15 protein-coding genes and 2 tRNA genes are annotated in these 20717 nt (G+C 62.3%); 9 read left to right on the top strand and 8 right to left on the bottom strand.

Features of this window, described 5'->3' with window-relative positions; all coding sequences use genetic code 11:
• Window positions 1–329 precede the first annotated feature (329 nt).
• From KUW17_RS11025 to KUW17_RS11010, 4 genes are all read left to right on the top strand, one after another.
• Window positions 330–1166 carry a hypothetical protein gene (locus tag KUW17_RS11025; protein WP_222478987.1) on the top strand — a complete coding sequence of 279 codons (837 nt, stop codon included), beginning with the start codon at window positions 330–332 and terminating at the stop codon, window positions 1164–1166.
• A complete protein-coding gene (locus tag KUW17_RS11020; protein WP_222478984.1) occupies window positions 1163–2206 on the top strand; it encodes an endonuclease/exonuclease/phosphatase family protein in 1044 nt (347 codons plus the stop codon). Before KUW17_RS11025 ends, KUW17_RS11020 begins: the two co-directional genes overlap by 4 nt.
• 125 nt (window positions 2207–2331) lie before the next feature.
• Window positions 2332–3435 (top strand): 3-isopropylmalate dehydrogenase, encoded by a 1104-nt coding sequence (gene leuB / locus KUW17_RS11015; protein WP_222478982.1) that lies wholly within the window; start codon window positions 2332–2334, stop codon window positions 3433–3435.
• 174 nt (window positions 3436–3609) lie between these two features.
• Window positions 3610–3686: transfer RNA gene (locus tag KUW17_RS11010), tRNA-Pro, on the top strand.
• Window positions 3687–3779: 93 nt separating this feature from the next.
• On the opposite strand, the gene KUW17_RS11005 is transcribed toward KUW17_RS11010, so the two are convergent.
• The 7 genes from KUW17_RS11005 to KUW17_RS10975 all read right to left on the bottom strand — a co-directional run bounded on the left by KUW17_RS11005 (window position 3780) and on the right by KUW17_RS10975 (window position 11711).
• The gene (locus KUW17_RS11005) at window positions 3780–4979 is read right to left on the bottom strand and encodes a PAS domain-containing hybrid sensor histidine kinase/response regulator (protein ID WP_222478980.1); all 1200 of its coding nucleotides are present in this window, start codon (window positions 4977–4979) and stop codon (window positions 3780–3782) included.
• Between the two features lie 124 nt (window positions 4980–5103).
• Window positions 5104–6024, bottom strand: a complete 921-nt coding sequence (locus KUW17_RS11000) for a LysR family transcriptional regulator (RefSeq protein ID WP_222478978.1) — start codon at window positions 6022–6024, stop codon at window positions 5104–5106.
• Between the two features lie 14 nt (window positions 6025–6038).
• Window positions 6039–7082 (bottom strand): ABC transporter ATP-binding protein, encoded by a 1044-nt coding sequence (locus KUW17_RS10995; protein ID WP_222478976.1) that lies wholly within the window; start codon window positions 7080–7082, stop codon window positions 6039–6041.
• Entirely contained in the window at window positions 7079–8074 is a 996-nt protein-coding gene (locus KUW17_RS10990) for an ABC transporter ATP-binding protein (protein WP_222478974.1), read from the bottom strand. The genes KUW17_RS10995 and KUW17_RS10990 overlap by 4 nt, the downstream gene beginning before the upstream one ends.
• Before the next feature lie 4 nt (window positions 8075–8078).
• Window positions 8079–9029: an ABC transporter permease gene (locus KUW17_RS10985; protein ID WP_222478972.1), complete on the bottom strand. Its 951-nt coding sequence runs from the start codon at window positions 9027–9029 to the stop codon at window positions 8079–8081.
• A complete protein-coding gene (locus KUW17_RS10980) occupies window positions 9026–10006 on the bottom strand; it encodes an ABC transporter permease (RefSeq protein ID WP_222478968.1) in 981 nt (326 codons plus the stop codon). The genes KUW17_RS10985 and KUW17_RS10980 overlap by 4 nt, the downstream gene beginning before the upstream one ends.
• Window positions 10007–10151: 145 nt before the next feature.
• Window positions 10152–11711: an ABC transporter substrate-binding protein gene (locus KUW17_RS10975; protein WP_222478965.1), complete on the bottom strand. Its 1560-nt coding sequence runs from the start codon at window positions 11709–11711 to the stop codon at window positions 10152–10154.
• A 632-nt stretch (window positions 11712–12343) separates the two neighbouring features.
• Between KUW17_RS10975 and KUW17_RS10970 the strand changes: the two genes are divergently transcribed.
• The 3 genes from KUW17_RS10970 (at window position 12344) to KUW17_RS10960 (ending at window position 18052) form a co-directional block, all read left to right on the top strand.
• Complete coding sequence (locus KUW17_RS10970) at window positions 12344–14656, top strand: alginate lyase family protein (protein ID WP_261397162.1); 2313 nt, start codon at window positions 12344–12346, stop codon at window positions 14654–14656.
• A 22-nt stretch (window positions 14657–14678) separates the two neighbouring features.
• Window positions 14679–15866, top strand: coding sequence for a hypothetical protein (locus KUW17_RS10965; RefSeq protein ID WP_222478963.1), 1188 nt, complete (start codon window positions 14679–14681; stop codon window positions 15864–15866).
• 386 nt (window positions 15867–16252) lie between these two features.
• Window positions 16253–18052 (top strand): ABC transporter ATP-binding protein, encoded by a 1800-nt coding sequence (locus tag KUW17_RS10960; protein ID WP_222478961.1) that lies wholly within the window; start codon window positions 16253–16255, stop codon window positions 18050–18052.
• 524 nt (window positions 18053–18576) lie between these two features.
• Here KUW17_RS10960 and KUW17_RS10955 read toward each other — a convergent pair.
• Window positions 18577–18666, bottom strand: a tRNA-Ser gene (locus tag KUW17_RS10955).
• Between the two features lie 358 nt (window positions 18667–19024).
• Here KUW17_RS10955 and KUW17_RS10950 point away from each other — a divergent pair.
• Together KUW17_RS10950 and KUW17_RS10945 are read left to right on the top strand one after the other, a co-directional pair.
• Window positions 19025–19582: a PAS domain-containing protein gene (locus KUW17_RS10950; RefSeq protein ID WP_222478959.1), complete on the top strand. Its 558-nt coding sequence runs from the start codon at window positions 19025–19027 to the stop codon at window positions 19580–19582.
• Between the two features lie 253 nt (window positions 19583–19835).
• Window positions 19836–20696: a DMT family transporter gene (locus KUW17_RS10945; protein ID WP_261397161.1), complete on the top strand. Its 861-nt coding sequence runs from the start codon at window positions 19836–19838 to the stop codon at window positions 20694–20696.
• Window positions 20697–20717 lie beyond the last annotated feature (21 nt).

The raw sequence follows: 20717 nt of genomic DNA, 5'->3' as shown, positions 1-20717 counted from the left end.
GTTTTCTTTTTGGCCTGCCAGATTCGCGCCGCATTTCCGCCGCAATTGTATCGCCCCGGCTACCTTGTGCGCTCGGCGCACCGGCACACAGCATCTGGTAGCAAGTCGGCCAACACCCTCAAATTCAACCAAAACGATGATGCAATCCGGCACCAGTCCGGCGGCGAAAGTGGCCCCGCACCTGCCGCGGCCCCTTGAGCGGAAAGCTGCCTGCCGGCCACAATGGGGCAAAAATGAGGCAGAGCACCCCGGACCATTCTCCCCGGGGGGCTTCAAGTCCGGCCCCAGAGGCAAACAATGCCCGCGCCGGTTTGAAGGGAAACAAAGACGTGTTTGCACGCATCACAGGCGCGGCGTTCCGCGGCATACTGGTGGCCATGCTGTTTGCGATGCCGACGCTGATTCTGCCGGCGTCCGCCACCGAGTCGCCGGAAATCATCCTGTTCATCGCGCTCCTGGGCTCTGCTCTGGCCTTCACCGAGTATTACTCGCATTTCCCCAGCTTCGTGGAATTCCGCAACGCGCCGCCGATCAACCGGATGCGCTTTGCCGCGGCCGCCGCCACCGTCGGCGCGCTGAGCCTGCTGGCGGCACATCCGCTGGCGCCGACCGGGCTGACCGCACTGGTGCAGCGCCTGGGCGGCTGGCTGGGCGGCCAGCTCGACTTTGCCTATTCGCCGGTGAAGCTGACGGTGCTGATGATGCCGACGCAGGTGCCAGAGGCGGTGGTTCTGATGGTGCGCGATGCCGCGGGGCTCGCCTGCGCGGTTGCCGGGACCGCCATCTTTTTCTTTGGCCTTGTGATCCGGGTGGGCCATTGGCCGGTGGGCAGCGGCGCCTTCAACGTCTGGGTCAATCTGCCCTTGTTCGACCCCACAACCGGCGGCGACGTGGTGCAGCGGCTGCAACGCGACGGGCGCGTCAACATCACCGCCGGGGTGCTTTTGCCCTTTGCCCTGCCTGCCACCGTCCAGCTGGCCTCCGGCCTGGTGGATCCCGGCCTGCTGGCGGCTCCGCACATGCTGATCTGGGTAATCAGCGCCTGGGCGCTGGTGCCGGCTTCGATGATCATGCGCGGCATGGCGATGCTGCGCATCGCCGGGCTGATCGCGCAGAAGCGGCGCGCCGCCTGCATTGATGCCGACGAGGCAATGCAGACCGCATGAAGCGGCTGGCGGCGGGGCTCCTCCTCATCCTTGCTGCCGGGGCGGGCTGGGCAGAAAGCCTCCGCATCGCAACCTTCAACACAGAGCTGTCGCGCGCCGGGCCGGGCCAGATGCTGCGGGACCTGACCCGCGGCGGGGACACGCAAGTTGCTGCCGCGGTGGACGTTATCGCCGCTGCACAGGCTGACGTGCTGGCGCTCCAGGGGATCGACTGGGACCTTGAGGGCCGTGCGCTGGCGGCGCTGGCCGCACGGCTGGCAGAACGCGGGCTGGACTATCCCTATCACGTTGCACTGCAGCCCAACTCCGGCCGGCCGCCGCCAACTCCGCTGGATCTGGACGGGGACGGCAAGGCCGGCGGGCCGCGCGACAACCAGGGTTATGGCCGGTTCCGCGGCCAAGGCGGCATCGCGCTGCTGTCGCGGCTGCCGGTTGACCGCGAGGGCATCCGGGACTTTTCTGCACTCTTGTGGCAGGACTTGCCCGGCGCCCTGCTGCCGCAGCGCAATGATGGAAGCCCTTTCCCTTCTGCGGAAGCGCAGAGTGTGCAACGCCTGTCTGCAACAGCACACTGGCTGGTGCCGCTGATGCTGCCGGATGGCAGCCGCCTGAGCGTAATGACCTTCCATGCAACTCCGCCGCTGTTCGACGGGCCGGAAGACCGCAACGGCAGGCGCAACCACGATGAAATCCGCCTGTGGCAGCTGCTGCTGGACGGCCGGCTGGGGCCAGTGCCCGGTGGGCCCTTTGTCATCACAGGCGACGCCAATCTCGACCCGGACTGCGGTGAGGGACGCACGGAAGCAATCCGCAGCCTGCTGTCGGATCCGCGCCTGCAGGACCCCCGCCCGGAGAGCGCCGAGGGCGGCACCGCCACCGTGGACTGGCAAAGCGCAGGGCGGATGCGGGTGGACTATGTGCTGCCGTCTGCCGGTCTGACCGTGACCGCCAGCGGTGTGGTGTGGCCAGACGGTCCGGATGCCCCCGCAGCAGCCGCCAGCCGCCACCGGCTGGTCTGGGTCGATTTACTGCTGGACTGATCCGCCCGCCACAACTTCGTTGCGCGGGCAAATCCCCATCTTTCCCCTTTATTTCCAAGGGCCGTTATTGACCCTGCCCCGCGGTCCCGCTACGCCCTTGCCAGCTGTTTTTTTGGAGGATCCCCATGCCCAACCCATCGATTCTGATTCTGCCCGGCGACGGGATCGGCCCCGAAGTCATGGCCGAGGTGCGCAAGATCATCACCTGGTTCGGCGACAAGCGCGGCCTGCAGTTCGATGTGAGCGAGGATCTGGTCGGCGGCGCAGCCTATGACAAGCACGGCAAGCCGCTGGCGGATGAGACCATGGCTAAGGCCCAGGAAGTCGACGCCGTTCTTCTGGGCGCCGTTGGCGGCCCGGCCTATGACAACCTGGATTTCTCCGTGAAGCCCGAGCGCGGCCTCCTGCGCCTGCGCAAGGAGATGGACCTCTACTCCAACCTGCGCCCGGCGCAGTGCTTTGACGCGCTGGCGGATTTCTCCTCGCTGAAGAAGGACATCGTCGCGGGCCTCGACATCATGATCGTGCGCGAGCTGACCTCCGGCGTCTACTTCGGCGAGCCGCGCGGCATTTTCGAGGAAGGCAACGAGCGCGTCGGCATCAACACCCAGCGCTATACCGAGAGCGAGATCGAGCGCGCCGCCCGCTCCGCCTTCGAGCTGGCAATGCGCCGCAACAAGAAGGTCTGCTCGATGGAGAAGGCCAACGTGATGGAATCCGGCATCCTGTGGCGCGAAGTGGTGACCCGCGTGGCAGCAGATTACCCGGAAGTTGAGCTGAGCCACATGTACGCCGACAACGGTGCCATGCAGCTGGTGCGCGCGCCCAAGCAGTTCGACGTCATCCTGACCGACAACCTGTTCGGCGACATCCTGTCCGACTGCGCGGCAATGCTGACCGGCTCGCTTGGCATGCTGCCCTCCGCCTCGCTCGGCGCGCCGATGGACAACGGCCGCCCCAAGGCGCTCTATGAACCCGTGCACGGCTCCGCCCCCGACATCGCGGGACAGGGCAAGGCCAACCCGATCGCCTGCATCCTGAGCTTTGCGATGGCGCTGCGCTACAGCTTCGACCAGGGCGCCGAGGCCGACCGCCTGGAAGCCGCGGTCGAGAAGGTGCTGGCCGACGGCGTGCGCACTGCGGACCTGCTGGCGAGCGAAGGCGTGGAGCCTGTCTCCACCAGCCAGATGGGCGACGCGGTGGTTGCCGCCCTGGACGCAAGCCTTTGATTTCAGGCCGCAAATCTGGGTAATCGCAAAGCCCCGCCCGGTCTCCGGCGCGGGGCTTTTTCATGGCGCCCGGATACCGGCTTGCACAGCAAAAAAGAATTCTCAAAAACCGCATCTTTCTGTGGAATCGCCCTTGTCAAACCCCGCGCCCTGGGCTATTTCGCCCTCCACGGTCGGAGTGTAGCTCAGCCTGGTAGAGCACTGTCTTCGGGAGGCAGGGGTCGGAGGTTCGAATCCTCTCACTCCGACCAATAAAACAAGGCGCCTTCGGGCGCCTTTTTTGTTGGCCGGGGCACTTGTTCGCAAGGGACAATCAGGTTCAGGCCGGGTTCCGGCCCAAGCAGTCAGCCTGCTGCCATACCGCTGTCCGGTTCCGGCAGTTGCAAACGGATCCCCAGATTGAACCCCTCCGGCGGATTGTCCAGAATGGACATACCGCCGCCCATAAGCTCCGCCAGTTCGTCGCAGATCGACAGGCCCAGGCCGGAACCGCCCTTGTGCTGGGAAACGGCGTTTTCGAGCTGAGTGAACCGTTCGAAAGCCTTGCCGCTGTCCTCTTCTGCTATGCCGGGACCAGTGTCGAGAACAGTGATGCTGATCGGACAGGCCGCCGCTTTGTCATGCTCCAGTGCTATGGAGACGCTCCCCTTGGGAGTGAATTTCACCGCATTGTCGATCAGGTTGTTCACGATCTGGGTGACCTTCGGGAGATCAAGAACCAGCTGTTCCGGCACATTAGCTGCCGTAGACACCCAGGTTCGCAGCGGCTTGCCGTAACGGCTGGCGCTGGCCTCAAGCGCGTCCTGCCATTGTACGGCCAGGCCTGCGGTTTCCACAGGTTTGGGGCTGAACTCCACCGCATCGGAATCAATCCGTGCGGCTTCCAGCACGTTGACCAGCTGGGTCATCAGCATTTCGGCGGCCCGGTGCCCGACATCCGCCCGCTCCCGGGTTTTCTCTGAGGCGGTTTCATCGCTTTTGATCAGATGCAGCAAGCCAAGGATCACATTCAAAGGCGTGCGGATTTCGTGGCTCATCGTTGCCAGGAAGGCGGTGCGGGCCTCTACGGCAGAGTTGGCCCGCGTCACCTCCGCAGCCAGTCCGGTAATTGCTGCGGCCAGTTCCGCCTCGCGGGTCTTCAGCTCCGTCAGATCGTTATGCGCCCCCAGCATCCGCACCGGTTTGCCCGTCTCATCCCGGATCGCCAAGCCGCGGCAGCGCACCGTGACCATATGGCCATCGGCATGGCGGTAGCGGACGATCTGGTCATAGGGGTGTTCCGGGTCCTCCAGGTGCTTGTGGAAATTCTCAAGCGCCAGCGCCAGATCGTCGGGGTGAATCAGATCCTGCCACTCGGAAGCAAAGTGCTGCTTTGTCTCCGGGTCCAGCCCGAACAGGCGCCAGAATTCCGGGCTCATCCATTCGTGTTCCGGCTTTTCCAGGTCCCAGTACCACAGGCCGTCCAGCGAGCCGATCTGCAGAAAGTCGAAGATGGCGTCATCATGCTTGACCAGATCATACAACTCGCGTTTGAGATAATGCATTTCCGCCTGCCCTTCCGGCCATGAAGCACTGCAGCGCCAATATGCGCCCTCCCCTAAGCATTGGCAGATTTATGGAAAGCGCGCCAGTTCAATCAGCGGGCGACTACCAGGCAGGATGCCCGCTTCAGGCCGCTTTCATCGCCGAGCGCTTAAGCTGCTTCCACAGCACATCCAGCGTCTGCTTGGTGCTGCGCGGGTCGCGGTACAGGCGGATTTCGAGGTCGGTGCCCAGCCGCTCGTCCACAATTGCGAACCGGCCGGAGGCGATTTCCTGGCGGCACAGGCTTAGCGGCAGCCAGCCCATGCCAAAACCCTCCTGGATCATTGCCTTGACGCTGTTGGCCAGCGCGTTCTGATTGACGACAAACACCTTTTGCCCGGGCAAGAGCTGGGTCAGGGCAAACTCCTGCACCGAGCGCAGCGCCGACACCGCGCCATAAGACAAGAGCGGCACCGCCTCCTTGCCGCCCGTCCTAAAGCCGAACTCAGCCGTGCCGTCCGGGGTGGTGCGAGACACCGGCACATACCGGTCGGTGGACAGCGTCAGATACTCGAAATTGGCGACCTCCAAAGGCCCCAGAAAGTCCATCGACGGGTGCCAGTAGGTCAGGATCACGTCGCAATAGCCCTGCTGCAGCGCGCTGACGAACTGGTCGGCGGCCCAAGAGGTGGAGTTGAGATCGGTATCCACCCCGCCTTCGCTGGCCAAGGGCGCAATCAGGGCCTTGTAATGGGTCATGTAGAGCGACTGCGAGGCGGCGAAGCGGATCACGTTCTCGCCTGCCGCATCGATGGTCTGGCAGCGCTCGATGGTTTCCTCGTAGGTGCGCAGCATGATACGCGACTGCGACAGGAACACCTCGCCCGCCGGGGTCAGTGTCAGCGGCAGCGTCTCGCGGTTGATCAGCCGCACGCCGATCTCATTCTCCAGCGCCCGGATCCGGCGCGAAAAGGCCGGCTGGCTGACATTGCGCTCTTCGGCCGCGCGCGAGAAATTCTTGCACGCGACCAAAGCCTCGAAATCCTTGAGCCAGATGATATCCAACTGGGCGTCCCGTCCTAGCCGGCGGCCACCGCATCCAGCCTGTCTTCTTCGACGGCGTGGCACGCAACGGTGCTTCCGTCTGGCTGGTGAATGGCCTTGGGCTTTTCACTCTTGCATCGTGCGTCCGCAAAGGCGCAGCGGCTTTGGAACGGGCAGCCTGTGGGCAGATTGATCGGCGTCGGAATCTCGCCCTTGAGGCGGATATGGTTCGGCCGGTCGTCCTTCAGCTGCGGCACCGCGGACAGCAAGGCCCGAGTATAGGGGTGTTTGGGGCTGGAGAACAATGTCCGGGTGTCCGCAACCTCGCAGACCGACCCAAGGTAAAGAACCGCAACCCGGGTGCCGAAGTGCTCCACCACGCTCAGATCGTGGGTGATGAACAGATAGGTGAGGCCGCGGCTTTCCTTGGCTTCCAGCATCAGGTTCAGCACCTGCGCCTGAATCGACACGTCCAGCGCGCTGATCGGCTCGTCGGCGATGATGAATTCCGGGTCCACCGTCAGGGCGCGGGCAATGGCGATCCGCTGTCGCTGGCCGCCGGAAAACTCGTGCGGATAGCGTTTGGCCCAGCTGGGGTCGACACCCACCGACAGCATCACCTCGGTCACCTTGTCGCGCACTTCTGCTGCCGACGCACTCGGGTAATGGTGGCGCACCGGCTCCTCCAGCGCCTGCCGGATGGTCATGCGCGGGTTGAGCGAGGCATAGGGGTTCTGGAAGATCATCTGGATCTTCTTGCGCAGGGGCTGCATGTCGCCGCGCGACAGGTTGTCGATGCGCTGGCCGCCATAGTGGATTTCGCCCGCGGTCGGGGTCAGCAGGCCCGCCACCAGGCGGGCGACAGTGGATTTGCCGCAGCCCGATTCACCCACCACGCACAGCGCCTCGCCGCGGTTGGCCTCCAGCGAGATGTTGTTCACCGCATGGACAGACCGGCTTTCGCGCACGAATTTGCCCTGCTTGAACTTGAGCGTTTCCAGGAAGCCCTGATCAAGATCGAACCGTTTTTCCAGGTTCTTGATCTCCAAGAGCGGGCGGTCTGTCTTTGCGTCACTCATGCCCGTGCCTCCTGACGGTCTTCATCGCTGTTCAGGCGCTGCACCTCGTGGCAGGCCACCTCGACCTCGCCGTAGTGCACGGTTTCCGGCACCCGGCTGCGGCACAGGTCGGTGGCGTATTTGCAGCGCGGGTTGAAGGCGCAGCCTGCGGGAATGCTGGCCAGCCCCGGCATGTTGCCCGGAATCTGCTTCAGCCGCTGGCCCGGCACCGTCTGCTGCGGCAGTGCGTTGATCAGACCCTGGGTATAGGGGTGCTGCGGGTCGTTGATGATCTCGCGGGTGCGCCCGGATTCGATGATCCGGCCCGCATACATCACCAGCGTGCGCTCGGTCATCTGGCTGACGACGCCCAGGTCGTGGGTGATCAGGATCAGCCCCACTTGATTGGATTGGCACAGCTCCAGCATCAGCTCCATGATGTCGGCCTGGATGGTCACGTCCAGCGCGGTGGTCGGTTCATCCGCGATGATCAGCTGCGGATCAAGCAGCAGCGCAATCGCGATGATGATCCGCTGCCGCATGCCGCCCGACAGCTCGTGCGGGTATTGTTCCAGCCGCTCCTCCGGCGACGGAATATAGACCTCACGCAGCTTGACGATGGCGATCTGGCGCGCCTCCTCGCGGCTCAGCTTGCGGTGCGCCATCAGCGTCTCGATCATCTGCTGGCCGATGGTCAGCACCGGATTCAGGGTCACCATCGGATCCTGAAAGATCATCGCCATCCGGTTGCCGCGCAGATTGCGCAGGCGCTTGTCGTTCATCTGAACGACATCCTCGCCGTTGAACAGGATCTGGCCGCTGTCGATATAACCCGGACGGCTCAGCAGGTTCATCAGCGAGAACCCGGTGATCGACTTGCCGGCGCCGCTTTCGCCGACGATGCCCAGGCGCTCACCCTTGGCCAGGTCAAAGGAAATGCCGTTGAGGGCGGTGACCGTCTGGTCGCGCATGGCGAATTTGACGGTGAGGTCGCGAACGGAAAGAAGGCTCATCGCGTTACCCCTTGTAAAGTTTCGGGTTCAGGACGTCGCGCATCCAGTCGCCCAGCAGGTTGATGACAAGGACCAGCACCACCAGCACCACGCCGGGAATGGCGGTGATCCACCAGCTGCCGGAAAAGATGTAGTCGAAGCCGGAGGAGATCAGCGAGCCCAGCGACGGCTGGCTCGGCGGCATGCCCAGGCCCAGGAAGCTGAGCGAAGCCTCCGAGATGATCGCATTAGCGACCTGCACGGTAGAGATCACGAAGATCGGCGACAGCGAGTTCGGCAGGATGTGCCGCACCATGATCCGCATCGGGCCAAAGCCCAGCACCCGGGCGCTGTCGACATATTCCTTCTTCTTCTCGGCCAGAACGGTGGCGCGCACGGTGCGGGCGTATTGCGGCCATTCCGCCACCCCGATCACCGCGATCAGGAAGATCACCGCATACTGGTTGAAGGTGTCGGAGCCGAACATCGCCTGCGTCACCGCCAGGAAGATGATTGCCACCATCAGAGTCGAGAACGACAGCTGGATGTCCGCCAGCCGCATCAGCAGGCTGTCCAGGCGGCCGCCGACATAGCCCGCGATCAGGCCGATGGAGATGCCGAGGAAGGCCTGCAGCGCCACAGCGCAGATGCCGATCAGCAGCGACAGCCGGGTGCCATAGAGGATGGTGGACCACAGGTCGCGGCCCTGATCGTCGGTGCCCAGCACGAACTCCGGCAGCGATCCGCTGACCCAGGCCGGCGGGTATTCCGAGTTCATGATGTCGATCTGTGCCGGATCGTACGGGTTATAGGGGGCAATCACCGGCGCAAGGAAGGACGCGGCCGCAATCACCAGGAAGACGATCATGCTGACCACCGCCACCGGGTTGCGGCGGAAGCTGTAGCCCATGTTGGAGTTCCAGGCCTTGGACCAGCGCGTCGGTTCGGATTTCGGGGAAAGCGTTTCGGTGCTCATGCGCCCATCCTCGCAATATTCACGGTCGGGTTCACCAGGCCATAGATCAGGTCGACGATGGTGTTGGTGACGACAAAGATGAAGCCGACAACAATCAGGTAGGCCACGATCAGCGGCGTGTCGACGCGGTTCACCGCCTCAAGGAACATGAAGCCCATGCCCGGCCACTGGAACACCGTCTCGGTCAGGATGGTGTAGGCTACCATGGTGCCGATCTGAACGCCGCCCACGGTGATCACCGGCAGGAGCGTGTTCTTCAGCGCGTGCACGAAGTAGATGCGCCACGGGTTGATGCCCTTGGCCTTGGCGTATTTGACGTATTCGGACTGCAGAACTTCCATCATCTCGGCCCGGATCAGGCGGACGAACAGGGGCAGCATGATGGAGGCCAGCGCAATCGAGGGCAGGATGATGTGCATCCAGCCGTCAGCGGTGGCAAAGTTGGTCTCCCAATAGCCCCAGACATGCACGGTGTCGCCGCGCCCGTAGGAGGGGAACCAGCCGTATTCCACCGAAAACACAAAGATCATCAGGATGGCGGTCAGGAACACCGGGATCGAGATGCCGACGATCGACAGGCCCATGATGATGCGGCTCAGGATGCTGTCCGGCTTGATCGCGGTATAGACGCCCAGCGGCACCGAGAAGCCGACGATGATCAGCGTGGCGCCGAATACCAGCTCCAGCGTCGCGGGCAGCTTCTTCAGGATCACGTCCAGCGCCGGTTCCTTGAAGAAATAGGAGGTGCCCAGGTCGCCCTGCAGCGCATTGCCCGCAAACCGCAGGTATTGCGTCAAGAAGCTGTCGTTCAGCCCCAGCTCATCGCGCAGCTGCTGGCGCACTTCTTCCGAAACCGACTGCCCGACCAGCTCGCGCAGCGGATCGCCCAGGTTGCCCTGGATGGCAAAGGCAATCAGCGAGATGACGAACATCACCGCAACCGCCTGAATGACTCGCTTCGCGAGATAGGCAAACATCGTCCTGACCTTTGTAGAGTTTAATGACAGAGCAGGCTCGGGCATCCCGGCGGGGCGCGGATCCTGCAGGTGCAGCCTTGGCGGCCGCTTGTTATTCGAAAGGTCCGGGCCGGCCGGGGGGGACCGGCCCGGAAGTATTCAGTGCTTAGCTGCCGGTCTCGACAACCAGGTCACCGAAGTAGGGGAAGTTCAACGCGTTCACGATCTCCGCCGCGTTCATGCCGGACTTGGCGCCCCAGGCCAGGTTCTGCCAGTGCAGCGGGATGAAGGCCGCTTCTTCGTACAGGATGCCTTCCAGCTTCTGCAGCAGCTCCGCACGCTTGGCCGGATCGGTTTCCGCGTTGGCCTGGTTCATCAGCTTGTCGGCTTCCTCGTTGCAGTAGTTGCCGGAGTTGTACTGGCCGTTGCCGGTTGCTTCATCCGGGCAGGCGGTCAGGAACTGGTGGAAGTTGGCGGAGTCTTCGGTATCCGCGTGCCAGCCGATCATCATCATGTCCGCTGCGCGCTCGTCGAAGGTCGGCCAGTACTGCGCCTTGGGCATGGTCTGCAGGTCAACCTTGATGTTGATCTGAGCCAGCATCGAAGCCACCGCCTGGGCGATCTTGTCGTCGTTCACATAGCGGTTGTTCGGCGCCATCATGGTGATCGAGAAACCGTCGGCATAGCCTGCTTCGGCCATCAGCGCCTTGGCTTTTTCCAGATCGTAGCGCGGGGCCAGATCTTCGCTGTAGCCCAGGTAGCCGGCCGGGCTGGCCTGGCCGCCCACGGTGCCGAAGCCGCGCATGATGCGGTCAACGATGCCTGCGTTGTTCACGGCATAGTCGATGGCCTGGCGGACACGGGCGTCCTTGAAGGCCTCGACGCGGTTCTGGTTCATCTGGAAAGTGATGATGCGGGTGCCGGGCATGGTGATCAGATCAACGCCATCGGCCTCTTCCACGCGCTTCAGGTCGGTCGGCGGAACCGGCGCGATGAAGTCCACATCGCCGGACAGCAGGGCCGCCACGCGTGTCGGGTCTTCCTTGATCGGGGTCAGCACGATCTTGTCGACGTTGCCTGCGTCAGCGTCCCAGTAGCCGTCAAAGCGGTCGAACACCACGCGCACGCCCTGCTCGCGCTCAGAGACGACAAACGGGCCGGTGCCGGAGACGTTGCGGGAGGCAAAGCTGTCGCCGTGCTTGACGATCTCGGACTTGTCTTTGCCGCCATCGGTGGTGCCGGTGTAGAATGCGCTGTCCATCGGGAAGATGTAGGTCGCGGTGTGCAGAACCAGCGGATAGGGCTCGGAAGTCTTCAGGTCGAAGGTCATGTCGTCGATGACTTCGATATCGGTGAACGGTGCGAAAATCGCCTTGAAGTCGTCGCTTTCCTTCAGCCGGTCAAAGGTCCAGTCCACGTCATTGGCGGTCAGCGCATTGCCGCTGTGGAAGGTGACGCCGCTGCGCAGCTTGAAGCGCATGGTGGTTTCATCGATCTGCTCCCAGCTTTCGGCCAGGCGCGCTTCGAACTGCAGGTCCTGGGTCCAGCGCACCAGCGGGTCAAAGACCATGTGCGACAGCTGCAGCGTGCCGCCGGACAGCTGCTCGTGCGGATCCAGCGAGACCGGGTCAGCGTCATAGGCGACGCGCACGGTGGTTTCGGCATAGGCAACCGGTGCCATCGCCACCACCGCAGCAGCCGCCAGGCTTCTGACAAATTTCGTCATTAGGCATACTCCCCTGTGATTATGCCGCAAACGCTAGCCTGCGGCGCCGGAACTGTGAAATGCCGATATCGCATAGGGTATGCAGGTTGCACATCGGGGCTATGCACTCCGGGAATATCTGTTTCCCTTCAGTGGCTTATCGTGCACCCACGCATCTTTGCAGCGGCCGCGCCCTTCACTTGCCGCAATCAAAGAGGCCCTGAGCAGCGGCTCAGCGCTGCTACGGAATCGGACTGAAACCGCCCGCGAAGGGTTCCGTCCTTCCGGTTGGACCGAGGCCGGGGCGGGTGGCAGAAGCCGTTGAAAGAGCCGGGACCAGCGGACACGGCAAACCGGCTGTTCGGCCCACGCCGCCGGGCCCCGGTTTGTGGTCCAAAGCACGAAAAGGGCGTCCCGTTACCGACCACCCCAGGCAGACTGCGTGTCACGATTGCAACCTCTGGCAATAAAGCGGCCATTGCTCGGTTTGTTGCCGGTCAAGACCTGACCGAGGGCTGTTCAGCAAAGCCGGTTGTCTTTATAGGCCTGCCTTAGGAATCCATGCGGGCATTCCTTGAACGGAACACTGCGCCGCCAGCAAGTGTTTTCGAAGCAAGCGCTACCAAAGGGGTAATTCAGTGGCAGGCATACGATTGGCCGAAGCAGAGAAGCAAATCACGCAAGCTGAGCGCCGACGGCGGAGGAAAATCTGGCGCCGCCGGATTTTGATTCTGCTGTCTCCGCTGCTGCTGCTTCTGTCTCCCATTCTGTTGCCGGTCTATTTCTTCTGGCGCAAGCACCGCGACAAGAAGAGATTCAAGCCGGGGCCTTCTCTAGGCTCGGTTTCCGGCTCGCTTTCGGCTGTGCCGAGGCCGGAGACCGATACTGCCGCCGAGGCCAAGATGGATGCCATGCCGGACCGCTTTGCCCTGTGCCGGATTATCGGCAACGACCTGGTTCCGCGCCACCGGGCCGGGCAGTCCCTTGAGAACGTGAAGTTCATTCTTGAAAATGAGCCGGAGTTCGAGGGCTGCACGAAACTCTGGCTGCTCAACCGGATTTTCGATCCGGAAAACGAAGCGCGCTTGATTGAGCTGCTCGAAAGCCATGGCCAGAAATACGAGCGCCTGCCGTATGATCATGACGTGTTTATGCGCACCGGCTATGATTTCGGAACTTTCGATGCGCCAATGGCATTTGCCGACGGCAACCTGGACAGCTTAGAAGAAACACAACGTATTTCGGCGCAGGTCCAGGCTTACAGGGCCAAGAACAACTACGTCATGCACAACAACGGCGCCCGCAACGCCGCGCTTGAGATGTGTATCCGCAGCGGAGACAAGTGGGCTCTGCCTTTTGACGGCAATTGCTACTTTACTAAATCCGCGTTCAATGCCTTGAAAAGCGATATTCTGGAAAACCGTGACAAGCGGTATTTCGTCGTTCCGATGGCACGGATGACCGATAACGCCGACCTGCTGAACCCGGACCACGTTCCGAACGCCGTGGAAGAGCCGCAGATTGCCTTCCGCTGCGATGCGCCGCTGCGGTTTGATGAGGCGCATCCCTACGGCCGCCGCCCCAAAGTTGAAATGCTTCTGCATCTGGGGGTCACCGGACCCTGGGAGAGATGGCCTCTGGAGTCTTTCGACACGCCGCCTCGCCCGGTTCACCCCGAAGGGCACCGGGCTGGACAGGCTGGATGGGTAGCACGGTTGTTTTCGGGGCAGGCGAAATTGGAAACAGAAGGCTGGAAAAGCCTGAAGAACCGCGGGCTGGCCCGGTCGGAGGCCATTCAGGCGACGCTGGATATGCTGGAAGCCCGGTCGATGACCCCGCAATTGTCATCCGGAGAGCCTGTCTTCTTCGATGCCGGCCGGATTGAGGCGCTGTCCGGGATAGCCGCGGACCCGCTGCATGCCGCCATCACCTCCGCCGCGGAAGAGGCCCTGACGCGCGGGCCGTTTTCGGTCACTGACAAGCCGGAGCCAGGCCCCAGCGGCGACCTGCATGACTATTTCCACCCGGCGCCCTATTGGTGGCCGGACCCCAAAAAGAAGGACGGGCTGCCCTACATCAAGCGCGACGGCGAACGCGTGCCCGGCACCCTGCTCTACGAGGCTGAAAGCGACCGCTATGACCGGACCAGGCTGCAGCGCCTGTTCGATGACACAACCGCGCTGGCGCTGGCCGGGCGCATCACTGGCGAGGACCGCTACCGCGAGCACGCAGAGCGTCAGGTGCGAACCTGGTTTGTCGATCCCGGCACCGGAATGAACCCCAACCTGACCTATGCCCAGGTTTGCCTCGGCAGGAACGGAAACAAGGGACAGACGCACGGCCTGATCGAAACCAAGGATTTCTATTTCTTCCTCGATGCACTGCGCCTGCTGGACAATCCAAAGCTTACGGACGCTGTGAAACCCTGGTTCCGGGAATTCCATCAGTGGTTCGCCACGAGCGAGCAAGGCATTGGCGAGCGGAAAGCCGCCAACAATCATGGCACCTGCTTTGACTTGCAGGACGCAGCGCTGTCAGCCTTCCTGGGCGACACAGCGAACCTGCAGGCAATCAACCTGCGGGCTCAGGCCAGACTGCTTGGCTCAATTACGCCGGACGGTGTCCAGCCGCACGAAATGGATCGCACGCTGACCCAGCATTACTGCGCCTTCAACCTGCAAAGCTGGGTAAACTTGTTCACGCTGCTTGAAGGGACCGGATTGCGGCCCTGGGACAGCGCGGCCGGGGAGCGCCTGGTTACCGGGCTGCGCCGCACGCTGAAGGAGTCCATTGACGGCTGGACCGCTCCGCAGATCAGCCCGTTTGAAGCAGCCCGTCTCGTCCCGCTTGACGCAGCTTTGAAGCAACGGACCGGAGAAAGCATGCTGGCGGAAGATACCGCGCCTGCCTGCTTCTTCCCTCACGACGGCATAGCGCCTTTCTGGCGCTTGACTGAAAATTCGTGAATAGTGCATTCGGAGGAATGCAATGAAAACGATTGTTCACATCGGCATGCCGAAGGCCGGCAGTACCGTGCTGCAAGATACATTGTTCCTGGAACGGGATACTTTGCTTGCTAACGGGGCTCTCTACCCGGACCCCGGTTTGAACAAGATATACAATCACGGCCTCCTCGCGGGGGCCGTGCTGCCGTATGAAGACGGCCCCCGAGTGTATCGCCGTGTTTCAGAACAGGAGCACGCGGAGCGCGTCGAAGGCTTCTTGGAGAGGCTGCAGAGGCAGGTAAAGGAAGTCCGGCCCGCCGTCCTGATACTGTCGTCAGAATATCTTTGGCGGCTGGATGAGCCGCAGATGCTGGCAAAACTGCAGAGCCTGCTTGCCAGGCTTGGCGCTGGAGACATCGAATTCCTGGCCTATGTGCGGCGCCCGTCAGCATTTTTCCTGTCAGCGGCCCAGCAGAGCCTCCGCGCGTCAACTCACTTGTATCCCGCTGAATCTCTTGATTTCAGCCATGTTCTTGATGCGTATGCAAAGGCCTTCCCCAAAGCCCGGATCACGGTGCGCCTTTTCGACCGGGCAAGTCTGGCCGGGGGCGACGTCGTGACAGACTTTGCGTCGCTTTATTTTCCGGAATGCCTTGAAGCAGTGCAGCAGGCAGCGCGGAAGGTTTCGGGAAATGAAACGCTTTCGGCGGAAGGCATGGCGCTGCTGCAGGCCTTCAGGCACAACTTCTTTGCCGACCGCAATGATGTGTTCACCAAGGAAACCGCGCGCTTCAGGGAACGCCTCTGCCAGCTGGACGAAGACCATGCCGCTCCCCGCCCTGTATTGCGCCCGGAACTTCGCGATTATTTCGACTTTGGCAACGCGATGGCGCTGACATTGCGTGACCAGTACGGAGTGACTTTTCCTGATTTCGATTATCCCAGGCTGGAGCGCGGGGATTTTGCGCCGCCCCCCGAATTGGGCAGCGCGGTTCGCGATGTGGTGACGATTGATGACGACCGGCTTTACCGAATGATCGTCGCATTGCGCGAAGAACCTCTCCTCGGCAATCTTGGATTGGCCAGATGGCTTATTTCCCTGCCGCATGAGCTGAAATTGCCCCAGGAACGCGGCCTGTTGGGCTGGGTCTCGCGCTGCCTGTGGCAAGCAAAGGCGGTACGGTTTAAGCGCGCCAAACATTCACGAAAGCAAACTGGAAAACAGCAGTGAGGCAAGTTTTTGCCCATTGCCGACGGTATTGGAATTGCCGAAGGCGATGCCCATATCCAGGCGGTTGCTGAGCACCGCTTGTCATTGCACCGAAAGGCCGGGCCCCGATTTTTAAGCGTGCAGGCAAGCAAGCGGCCTGTCCTGTCACCGGATAAAGGATAATTGCTTGATTCCGGCTGCGCGGCCCATGGCCTGCAGCCCCGTCGGAGCGCTGGAATTGTTGCGGGCAGGAAAGTGCCGTCGCGCCGCCCGGCGGGCACGCTGACGGCAACCGGGCCGGTGTACTTGCCCATTGGGGAGCCGACGACTATCAAGCAAGCAAGGTTGCATCGCGGCTTGAAATCGAGCACGGCATGTTGCAGCGCCGCCAAATGTAGGAATTTGCTTTGCAAAAACTGAAGAAAAACTTTGCCGCAAATCTGGACGAGTCAATCCTGTGGCGCCTGATCAGGGAAAACATCCGGTCCCAGGCCACGCCGTATATGATCGCCATCGTCGCAATGGTCTTTGTCGCGGGCACCACCGCGGCCATCGCTTGGATCATGCGGGACGTCGTGGATTCCCTGTTTGAGGCTGAAAACTCCGCTCAGGTCATGGGCGTTTCCATCGCCGTGTTTGTCATCTTTCTGGTCAAGGGGATCGCCACCTATGTTCAGGTCGTCGCGCTGACCCGTGCCGGAAACCGGATCGTTTCGCATCAGCAAATCAAGCTCTACGACAAGCTTCTGCGGCAGGGCGTCTCCTTCTTCAACTTTACCGAAAGCTCTGACCTGCTGATGAAGGTCACGCAGTCGGCGCAGGCTGCCCGCACCGTGATCGAACTTATCGTGACAACCGCCGTCAGGGATACGTTGTCCTTGGTCGGCCTGCTGGCGGTTATGTTTTATCAGCAGCCCATGCTGTCGCTATTCACGCTGGTGATTGGCCCGCTAGCCATTTGGGGTGTCAGGACCCTTCTGCGGAAAGTCCGCCAAATCGCGGATATGGAGACAAAGTCTCTTAGCGCGATCATGCAGGTCATTCAGGAAACCTCTGCCGGGATCCGGGTCATCAAGTCGTTCGGACTGGAAGAACGGATGGCAGAGCGCATGTCCGCCTCCGTGAAGTCTGTCGAAAAGCGGCGCAACAAGCTGGAGCGCCTCAAGGCCGCAACCAGCCCGCTGATGGATATCCTTGCCGGTTTTGCCATTGCCTCCGTCATCGGGCTGAGCGCCGCAAACCTGTTCGGCTCCGACGGGTCGACACCAGGTGAACTGATGTCCTTCGTGACCGCGATGATGATGGCCTATGAGCCTGCCAAGCGCCTCTCCCGTGTGCGGGTGGGCCTTGAGATCGGCCTGCGCCGCGTCAGGATGCTGTTCAGGCTTCTGGACCAGCCCGAAGTTCTGGTGGAAGGCGAAAACCCGCAAAGCCTGCCGTATGGTCCGGCAAACGTCACCTTCGAAAACGTTACCTTCGGCTACCGCCTCAAGGAGCCGATCCTGAGGGATTTGTCGCTGACGTTCGAAGCCGGCAAGACAACGGCGCTCGTGGGCCAGTCTGGCGGCGGAAAATCAACCATACTGAACCTGGCTTTGCGGTTGTATGACCCGCAGTCAGGCAAGGTTATGATCGGCGATCAGGACATCAAATACGCCTCCTTCGAAACCCTGCGCAAAAACATGTCCTTTGTCGGCCAGGAGACATTCCTGTTCTCCGCTTCGATCGCCCAGAATATCCAGCTGGGCCGCGAAGGCGCATCGCGGCAAGAGGTGATCGAAGCGGCCAAGGCGGCCAACGCCTATGACTTCATCATGAACCTGGAAAACGGCTTCGACACGATGGTGGGGGAGAATGGCGCCTTCCTGTCCGGCGGCCAGAAGCAGCGCCTGGCGATTGCCCGCGCGCTGCTGCGGGACAGCCCGATTCTGCTGCTGGATGAGCCGACAAGCGCCCTCGATTCAAACTCCGAGCATCTGGTTCAGGAAGCGCTGCGGCGGCTGACCGCCGGCCGGACGACCATCATTGTTGCACACCGCTTGTCCACCATCCTGCACGCGGAGCAGATCGTGGTGATCGAAAACGGGCAGGTTGCCGAGAAGGGCAGCGCAAGCGAGCTCCTCGAGAACAACGGCCCGTTCAAGGCCTTGTACGACCACCAGTTTGCAAGTGCCGAGAAACCGGCTGAAGCACGGTCAGAGAATTGAACCCTAGCGGCTGTTTCCGCCGGAAATGGCAGGGCCTGCCGGAGAAAGCCGCCCTGCAGGGCACAGCTTTGCTGTGAGCGCGGCGCGCAGCTGGAACACATATCACGTCCAGCCCGGCTCCTTCGGGCCAGCCCTAATGAAGCACCAGGCACCCGCGGTCGCACTCCGGGTGCCTGGCAAGAACCGGACCGCCGCCCTTGCGGTCAAATGCAGAGGCGTATCCGGCACCTTTGACCGGAAAGGTTCCGAAGGCCGGAAAAGCCAGAACCTGGATGTCCGCTTGATCCCCGGCATTTGGCATTGCCGGCGCCTTACGAGGTAATCCCCTGCCAGTTGCACGAGTTGACCGGCAAGCCGCGGCAGTGATGCAGACGGGCCTCGTCCTCCTGACCGCGTTTCCTGGACTGCCGTTTTTACTGAGCTTAGGCTTCTGCTGGATTTGCCGCCGACAATTGTGCCGCTTCGAAAAACTTCTTAAGCGCCCCAAAGCGCTTTAGAAATTCCGCATAATTTTCAGTGATTTATGGCGGAGACGATGGGATTCGAACCCACGAGACGGTTTCCCGCCTACTCCCTTAGCAGGGGAGCGCCTTCGACCACTCGGCCACGTCTCCGCTGACCCGTATATTTGCCGCAACTCAGAGAAACAAGGCGTTTTTTCAAAAATCTTCCCCCACCGGCAAAATAGGGATTCTCGGCCAAATCCAGGGCAATTCCGCTGAACTGCCGGAGATCCGGGCGCCGGCTGCCGCCCGGCATGAGCCCTTCCCGCTCAAGGCATCCGCCCGCGCAAACGGCGTCTGGAAGAGCCGTCTCGGCCGGGAGAGCCGCGGCGTGTTGCGGCGACCATTGGCGCCGGAAGCGCCTGCTCCGGCAGGCAGCTTGTCCACAGCCGGGGCGCTTCCCTATCCCCGGAAAACGCGCATTCATATTTCTGTTGAAAGAGGAAACCGCCGGCACCAATTTTCGGCAATGGCGGCATTTTTCACCGGCCAGAGCCCATTCGGCGCCCTCTTCAGCGCCTTCGAATTGAGCAGCGTCGCGCTGTGCCTTGCGGATACTACCAAGCCCGACAGCCCGATCGCCGGCGTCAATGCCCCCTTCTGCAGCCTTACCGGCTACGATGCAGAAGATGTGCTGGGGCGGAACTGCCGGTTTCTTCCTCCCAAGGAAGGCGCCGGACCGGTGCGTGAGCGCATGCGCGCCTTTCTTGCGAATCCCGCCGCCGGCCAGTCCCGGTTTCTGCTTGCGAACATCCGCAAGGACGGCACCAGGTTCCTCAATCTGGTCTTCATGGCAAAGCTGATGCGCAGGGGCAGGCAGGTGGCCGTTCTGGGATCCCAGTTCGAGGTCAGGAGCCGCAACAACACGCTGGCATATCTGTACGACCGCGCCCTGACAGAGGATTTGGAGCGGATCAAGCAGGACACCATGGAACACGATCTGGTTTTCCTCGAAAACTTCAAGACGCGTGCCTCAGCGCAGGCGGTCATTGCGCAGCCCAGGCTTGATACCAGCGGGTTTCATTGACGGCCAAGCCGGGCAGTTGGCACGCTCGGTCCAGACCCGCCAGCCGCAGCCCCATCAGGCAGCGAGACAGTCAGCCAGCGCCCCGCCCGCATGCAGCCGCGCCGTGCCTTGCTGTGCTGTCCTGTCCTGTCCCGTGGGATAGCGCGCTGTATTGCTCCGAGAACCAGTACAGTTTTGCAAAACTGTACTCCTCTGTACCTGTCTCCTGCACCGCCGCAGCCGTAGAAAATCCCAAAGGCAGAGGAGAGAGATGATGCAGGCTTCGTTTTCAGGCTGGGGCAGCGGGCTGCTGGGTGTTGTGATTTTCAGCGGATCGCTGCCCGCCACCCGCGTCGCCGTGGGCATGCTGGACCCGGTGTTCCTGACCTCGGCCCGCGCCGTCATTGCGGCCCTCCTCGGCGCCGCGCTGCTGCTCCTGCTGCGCCAGCCCTGGCCGCACCGGCAGGACCTGGCGTCGATTGCCGTGATTGCAGCGGGAGTTGTTATCGGTTTCCCGCTGCTCACCGCAATGGCGCTCCAGCACATCACCGCCGCGCATTCGACCGTGTTCATCGGCCTGCTGCCGCTGGCGACAGCGATCTTCGGCGTTATCCGCGGCGGCGAGCGGCCCGCCCGCCTGTTCTGGCTGTTTTCCATCCTTGGCAGCCTGGCTGTGGCGGGCTTTGCCCTGTCGCAGAGCGCCGATGTGTCGCTGACCGGCGACGCGCTGATGCTGGCTGCAATCACCTTGTGCGGGCTGGGTTATGCCGAGGGCGCGCAGCTGTCGCGGCGGCTCGGCGGCTGGCAGGTGATCTCCTGGGCGCTGGCGCTGGCGCTGCCGGTCATGGCGGTAACCGCCTTCGCCGTCCGGCCTGGGACCCTTGCGGATCTGACGCTGCCGGTCTGGATCAGCCTGGGATATGTCTCGATGTTCTCGATGCTGATCGGCTTTGTGTTCTGGTACCGCGGCCTGGCACTTGGCGGCACCGCGGGCGTCGGGCAGCTGCAGCTGCTGCAGCCGTTCTTCGGGCTGATCCTCGCGGCCGTTCTGCTGTCGGAGCAGATCGCGCCGGCCATGCTCGGCGCCACGGTGTTTGTGGTGCTCTGCGTGGCCGGGGCCAAGCGGTATGCGTGACGGCCCGCAGGCCGCCAGGCT

Origin of the sequence: Leisingera aquaemixtae (genome assembly GCF_019801145.1) — a bacterium.
GTDB classification, from domain to species: domain Bacteria; phylum Pseudomonadota; class Alphaproteobacteria; order Rhodobacterales; family Rhodobacteraceae; genus Leisingera; species Leisingera aquaemixtae_A.
The sequence above is the reverse complement of the archived record's forward strand: the minus strand, read 5'-3'. Positions and strand labels throughout refer to the sequence as shown.